The organism is Candidatus Margulisiibacteriota bacterium (genome assembly GCA_028706105.1).
In the GTDB taxonomy this organism is placed as follows: Bacteria; Margulisbacteria; Riflemargulisbacteria; order GWF2-35-9; family DYQY01; genus DYQY01.
On record JAQWCF010000089.1, the window covers coordinates 1 to 6,795 of the forward strand.

The window sequence follows — 6,795 nt, forward strand, 5'->3', positions numbered from 1 at the left end:
CAAAATTAGGAGAGAGTGGCTGCACAGTACTAGTCAGGAGAAGTCTGCCAATTCAGCCGAGAGAGGCGGATTTTGTTGTTAAATAAAGACATCAACTAAACTCTCTCCAAATTTGCAAAATTAGGAGAGAGTGGCTGCACCGTACTAGTCAGGACAAGTTTGTCAATTCAGCCGAGAGAGGCGGATTTGGTTATTAAATAAAGACATCAACTAAACTCTCTCCAAATTTGTAAAATTAGGAGAGAGTGGCTGCACCGTACTAGTTAGGACAAGTTTGTCAATTCAGCCGAGAGAGGCGGATTTGGTTGTTAAATAAAGACATCAACTAAACTCTCTCCAAATTTGTAAAATTAGGAGAGAGTGGCTGCACCGTACTAGTTAGGACAAGTTTGTCAATTCAGCCGAGAGAGGCGGATTTTAATTAAACAAGCTTAACTGCTCAATGATTTTCTTTTTAGATTTTGTTAAGGACATTTCTTCTGCTTCTAAATGTGTTAGGATATTGTTCGCATCATCAATTACTTTTTCTGGAAGTCCTGCAAGTTGGGCTACGTGTATACCATAGCTTTTTTCAGCATACCCAGCGACTACTTTATAACTAAATCTAATTGTCCCGTTTTCTTCTAGTACTGCAACATTTAGGTTTTTGATTTCTTTATATTTTTCAGCCAACGAGGTCATTTCATGATAATGAGTAGCAAAGACAGTTTTTGCTTTAGTTTCTAGTATCAAAAATTTAGCTATTGAGGCTGCAATGCTTAATCCGTCATAGGTGGAAGTCCCACGTCCAATTTCATCTAAGATAATAAAAGACTTGGAAGTTGCACTGTTCAGTATATTAGCAGTTTCCAGCATTTCCACCATAAAGGTACTCTTGCCTTCAAAGAGATTATCGCTAGCACCAATTCTGGCGAATATTTTGTCAGTAAGACAAATATCTGCTTTTTTGGCTGGGATAAACGAACCGGTTTGGGCCATGATTAGATTAAGCGCTATTTGTCTCATATAGGTTGATTTGCCTGCCATGTTCGGTCCAGTCAGCAAAATAAAGGGTTTGTTGTCTTGCTCAATCAGGACATCGTTCGGTGTAAACGTAAAGCCAGCCGAGCTTTGTTCAATTACTGGATGTCTTGATTCGCTTATCTTAATTCTGCCTTCATCATTAAATGTTGGTTTGCAGTAATTGTTTTCTTTAGCTGTTATTGCAAAGCAAGACAAACAATCAATTTTTGCTATTTTTTCTGCAATTACTGTAAGCATTATTTGGTATTTTTCTATAGAAGCAATTACCTCATCAAAAATTTCGGTTTCTTTTCTTAACATCATTTCATCTGCGTGGAGGATAAACTCTTCTTTTTCTTTAAGTTCCTGCGTGTAGTATCTTTCGGAATTAACCAAAGTTTGTTTTCTAATAAAGTTTTCTGGAATTAAATGGAGATTCGATTTTGTAACATCCAGATAGTAGCCAAATGCTCGTGTATACTTAATCTTAAGTGTTCTAATCCCCGTCTCTTCTTTGAGCTTATTTTCGTAGTTCAGAAACCAAGTTTTGTTGTTTCTCACTTCTTCACGTATTACATCTAAGTCTTCAGAACAACCTTGTTTAATAAATCCACCGTTTTGAATAACAGCAGGAGGGTCTTCTACAATTGTTTTCTCTATTAGCTTAGCCATCTCGTTGGTATCATTAATCCAGTCTTGGGGAAACAAGATATAGTCAGCTAAATCTTCTTGTATACTTGTTAGTGTTGCTATCATGTTTGGTAGGACATTTAAAGAATTCTTGAAAGCAATTAAGTCTTTAGGGTTGGATTTATGGTTAGCTATTTTGGTTGTTAGTCTTTCAATATCATAAATAGAGTCTAAGTAGTTTCTTGTTTCGTTTAAGGCCTTAAAATCATTGTAGAAAAACTCAGTTATATCAGCTCTTTTTTGAATTTCTTCTAAATTTGATAAGGGTCTAATCAACCATTTTTTGAGACATCTTGCACCCATTGCAGTTTTTGTATTGTCCATCACCCAATAAAGCGAACCTTTTTTGTCTTTGTTTTGTATAGATTGGACGATTTCTAAGTTGTTTAGCGTAATACCATTTAGGAAGAGGGTGTTTTCTAACGAATATACTTTGGGTTTTTGTATACTAGAAGCACTTTTTTTGCTTTTAAGTAAATAATTTAATATTGTCGCCACAGAATGAGTGGCGGAGGGATGCTCGTTTAGCCCTAACGGCTCAAGTGAAAAGATTTTGTATACTTCCTTGCATATTTCTATGGAGGCTTCTAGGGAAAGAGATTCGGTTGTTGTGACATAGTTGTTTTCCTTGTATTTCAGAGGGTCTATTGTCGTAGGGACTAACAGTTCCCTAGGAGAAATTCTTTCAATTTCATTTAGAAAAAGTTCTTCTGACCTTGTTTCCGTAAAAGAAAACTCTCCTGTAGAAACGTCGCAATAAGCAATACTATAAACTTCTTTTAAAGCGTTTACATCAATAGCTGCAAGGAAGTTGTTGTCTGTTGAGGACAGTAAATGTTCTTCAATAATAGTGCCTGGACTTATTACGTCTACTACTTCTCGTTTTGTTATTCCTTTACCTTGGGTAGCTTCTTCTGTTTGTTCACAGATAGCAACCTTGATATTGTTTTTAAGTAATTTTGGCAGGTAATTGTTGAGGGCATGATAAGGAATGCCACACATAGGAATTTTGTTACCATATTCGTCTTTGCCTCTACCTGTGAGTGTTAATCCTAAAATGCGTGACGCTTTGTATGAGTCTTCAAAGAACATTTCATAGAAATCACCTAAGCGGAACAATAAGAGGCAGTCATCGTATTTCGACTTAATCTCCTGATATTGTTGCATCATAGGAGTTAATGCCATCTTAACCGAAGATTAAATCCAGCTTGGTGATGCTCTCTACGATTTTACCGAATTCTCGGTTGACCGTTTCTTCTTCCAGAGTTTTTTCTGGATCCTGAAAGACAAGCTGAATAGCGAAGTTGATTTTATCGTCACCATACTTTTTGCCGTCATAAATATCTACCAATACAATATCTTTTAAGAAAGAAGATTTTACTTTAGTAATTTTTTGAGTGATTTGTTCATAAGATACATTTTTGTCTATCCAGAACGATAAATCTCTGCGCACAGTAGGGTATAAAGAGAACTTTTTGTATTTCTTTTTGTCGCTTTTATATTTTTTGATATTCTCAGGCATGATTTCTAGGAAATATAATTTTGACTTAATGCCATAAAGTTTATTAATGTCAGGATGCACTTCACCAAAGACTGCTAGCGTATCCTTACCAATATTAATTTTAGCTGATTTGCCTGGATGTAGGAATTCAAAAATGTCATTCGTGAAGGATTTGGTTTGTTTAATTCCTAAAAAGCAAAGAACTTCCTCAGTAATTCCTTTTAGTTCCAAAAAGCTGAAATTTTCTTGATTTTTTGTAGTAGAAGATTTGCTTGGTGAGGAAGAAAATAAGGCAGCAGCATGAAGTTCTTCTTGCACTTCTTCATTTTCTAAATAATAGATTTTTCCAATTTCAAAAGTGTTTAAATCGGCAACTAGGTGACGATTATTGTAATCGTAATTTTTGATTAAAGAGACAAAAAGATTTGTTCGTAAAACAGACTCAGAAGAAGTTAAAGGGTTCTTTAAAACTAAAGGTTGTTTATTCATGATTGTTGGATGTTCATCAGGTGAAACCATTGAATAAGACATTATTTCAGAGTTACCTTGCAGTGTGAAAAATTCTCTAATTTTTTTATTCATCTCAAAGAAAGACAAATCTAATGGTTGTTCAAAATTGGTTATAGGCGGTAATTGTAATTCAATATTATTATAGCCATGCATTCTCCCGATTTCTTCAATAATATCAGCTTCTCTATTAACTTCTGCTGCTCTCCAGGAGGGAACAGTTATAATGTCATTTTTTACAGCAAATCCTAGTCTTGTCAGAATGTTTATCATTTCAGCTTTTGAAATATCTGTACCCAAGAGTGAGTTAACTCTTTCTGGTCTAAGTTGCAGTTTCACAATTTCTGGTTCTTTTTCAAAAACATCACATACATCGGAAGCCACATAGCCACCGCAGATTTCTAGGATGAGCTTAATGGCGCGTTTAAAAGAGAATTCAACATTCTGAAAATCAACACCTTTTTCGAAACGCAGAGAAGCTTCTGTTCGTATCCCTTTGAGAAAAGACGACTTACGGATGTTACTTGGGTCAAAGCTTGCTGATTCAAGAATAATCTCGGTTGTATCTTCATGGATAGCAGATTCAAACCCTCCAATTATTCCAGCAAGTGCAACTGGGCCATTTTTATCGGTAATTACTAAATCTTTGTCGGTTAATTCAATTTTTTGGTCGTTTAGAGCTTGGATATATTCACCGTTTTTGGCTCTTCTAACAATAATGGTTTGGTCTTTTACTTTTTCATAAGAGAAAGCATGCAGTGGTTGACCGCATTCGTAAAGCACGTAGTTGGTGATGTCCACAATATTACTAATTGGTTTAATGTTTACTTTTTTAAGTTTATTTTGCATCCATTCGGGCGAAGGTGCTATTTTTATGCCTTTGATGACAACTCCCATATATCTTGCACATAAGTCAGGTGCTTCATTTATAACCTTAAGCGGTGCATCATGTTTTGTCTTATCAGTGTAATTAATGTCTATTTCTTTAGTTTGTTTACTGAAAATAGCAGAGATTTCTCTAGCTAAACCTTTGATGCTAAGCAAATCACCACGGTTTGGGGTAATAGAAACGTCTAACAACTGGTCATTCATTTGTAGGTACTCAGCAATAGGCGTACCAATAGTTGGTTTATCAGTTAAGATCATGATTCCTTTCGCTTCAGCAGAAAGACCCAGTTCCATTTCCGAACAAAGCATTCCATTGCTGTCTACGCCTCTCAGTTTTGAGTTTTTAATAAGTATTCCATTTGGTAGGTCAGCACCATCTAAAGCAACCGGGATAATCGCGCCTACAAAAATATTCGTTGCTCCTGTTACAATTTGATATTCTTTTTTACCGGTGTTTACCTGGCAGACAACCAGTTTGTCCGCATCAGGATGTTTATCAATTTTGGTTATTTCTCCCACAACTACATTGTCGAACTGCTTTTTTTGATCAATAATTTCGTCGATTTCACAACTGTGCTCAATTAGCTTTTCAGCAATAAGATTTACATCTTCGTTGATATTTACTAATTCTTTTAGCCAGTTAAGAGGTAATAACATTAAAATTGCTCCAAAAAGTAGGCATGATTATCATAATAAAGTTTGATATTATCGATACCATATTTTAACATTGCAAGTCTTTCAACGCCGACGCCAAAGGCAAAGCCTGAATATTCTTCTGGGTCTACATTGACATTTTTTAGTACATTTGGGTCTACCATGCCAGCACCTAATACTTCTAGCCAGCCAGTTTGTTTGCAGACTCCACAGCCTTTACCACCGCATAGCACGCAGAGGACATCTACTTCAACACTTGGTTCTGTAAAAGGGAAATAGCTTGGACGTAGTCTTATTTTAGTATCTTTCAAAAAAAATCTTTGAGTGAAATACTGCAAAGTTGCTTTTAGATGAGCAAAGGAAACCTTCTTGTCTACATATAATCCTTCTATTTGGTGAAAAACAGGTGAATGACTTACGTCTGAATCGCTTCTGAACACTTTCCCAGGCATTATGACCTTGATCGGAGGTGTCATTTTTTTCATAACATGTACTTGCACATTAGAGGTATGGGTTCTCAGTAAATGGTTTTCTTTTGTATTTAAATAGAAAGTGTCATGCATATCTCTTGATGGATGATCATGAGGAAAGTTTAGCGCTTCGAAGTTAAAAAAGTCTGTTTCTACTTCTGGACCTTCTGCAACAACAAAGCCTAGTTCCTTAAAAATGCTTTCAGCTTCATATATAACGTGAGTTATGGGATGCAATGAACCTGTTTTTCTTTTTTTGGAAGGCAAGGAATAGTCTGTCTTTTCGGCAAGTAGTTGTTTATTAAGTTTGGCTTTATTTAGCTCTGTAATTTTAGCTTCTATTTGTGTGTTGGTATTATCTCTAAGTTGATTAAGCACTGGTCCAAAGACTTTTTTATCTTCAATAGAAAGGTCTTTCATCCCTTTTAGCAGTTCAGTAATCGTTCCTTTTTTGCCAAGTAAGTCTACTCTAAGTTTGTCAGCTGTTTCCAAGTCTAAACAATTTTGAATAGAGGAAGAAAAATTGTTTTTTATAGTATCTACTTGTTTGTGCATTAATATTCCTCTTTGTGAAAGCTGATTTTTATTATAAAAGAAAGAGTATTTTATAGCAACAATAACCTCACGTTAGTAAATCCCCCTGTCCTAAAGGACATCCCCCTTATAAAGGGGGAATAAAACTCCCTTAGTCAGTCTTCACTTCGACTTCGCTCAGTGACCGACTACCAGCTCACTCCATGAGGGAGCCATTTATTTTTATATACATACTGAGATAAGCTTTTCACTGAATGGATGTTGATTTTTTTACGAGTGAAATTGAGGAAATCGTTAACTCTGCTGATGTTGAAAGTATTACCGAGGATTATGTTGAAACGCAAAATAATAATAATTAATAAAATAGTAAACTTAGTGAACGTTGACATTTCACGCCATTACATACTATATTTCATCTATGACACAACAAAAAATCATTATTGAACCGGTCTACTGTTTAGCTGATATTGATTCATTAGAGCTTTTATCAGTATTTTTTAAGTATTGGAAACCCTGGAAAGTATTAAATAAATAGTTTTATGGAAAATG

General features: G+C 35.3%; 3 protein-coding genes. All 3 read right to left on the reverse strand.

The window, feature by feature from the left end; genetic code table 11:
- Nucleotides 1-417: 417 nt before the first annotated feature.
- Genes mutS through pheS form a run of 3 tightly spaced genes read right to left on the reverse strand, consistent with a single transcriptional unit; the run spans nucleotide 418 to nucleotide 6,267 of the window.
- Nucleotides 418-2,862: a DNA mismatch repair protein MutS gene (gene mutS, locus PHF25_08165; protein ID MDD4527990.1), complete on the reverse strand. Its 2,445-nt coding sequence runs from the start codon at nucleotides 2,860-2,862 to the stop codon at nucleotides 418-420.
- A 16-nt stretch (nucleotides 2,863-2,878) separates the two neighbouring features.
- Nucleotides 2,879-5,245, reverse strand: a complete 2,367-nt coding sequence (gene pheT / locus PHF25_08170; GenBank protein MDD4527991.1) for a phenylalanine--tRNA ligase subunit beta — start codon at nucleotides 5,243-5,245, stop codon at nucleotides 2,879-2,881.
- On the reverse strand, nucleotides 5,245-6,267 hold the full coding sequence (gene pheS, locus PHF25_08175) for a phenylalanine--tRNA ligase subunit alpha (protein MDD4527992.1): 1,023 nt from the start codon (nucleotides 6,265-6,267) through the stop codon (nucleotides 5,245-5,247). Before pheS ends, pheT begins: the two co-directional genes overlap by 1 nt.
- Between the last annotated feature and the right edge of the window lie 528 nt (nucleotides 6,268-6,795).

What these genes read in the sequence shown, in the direction of transcription:
- mutS (MDD4527990.1), bottom strand. Translation starts at nt 2,862, where the DNA reads ATGATGCAACAATATCAGGAGATTAAGTCGAAATACGATGACTGCCTC.
- pheT (MDD4527991.1), bottom strand. Translation starts at nt 5,245, where the DNA reads ATGTTATTACCTCTTAACTGGCTAAAAGAATTAGTAAATATCAACGAA.
- pheS (MDD4527992.1), bottom strand. Translation starts at nt 6,267, where the DNA reads ATGCACAAACAAGTAGATACTATAAAAAACAATTTTTCTTCCTCTATT.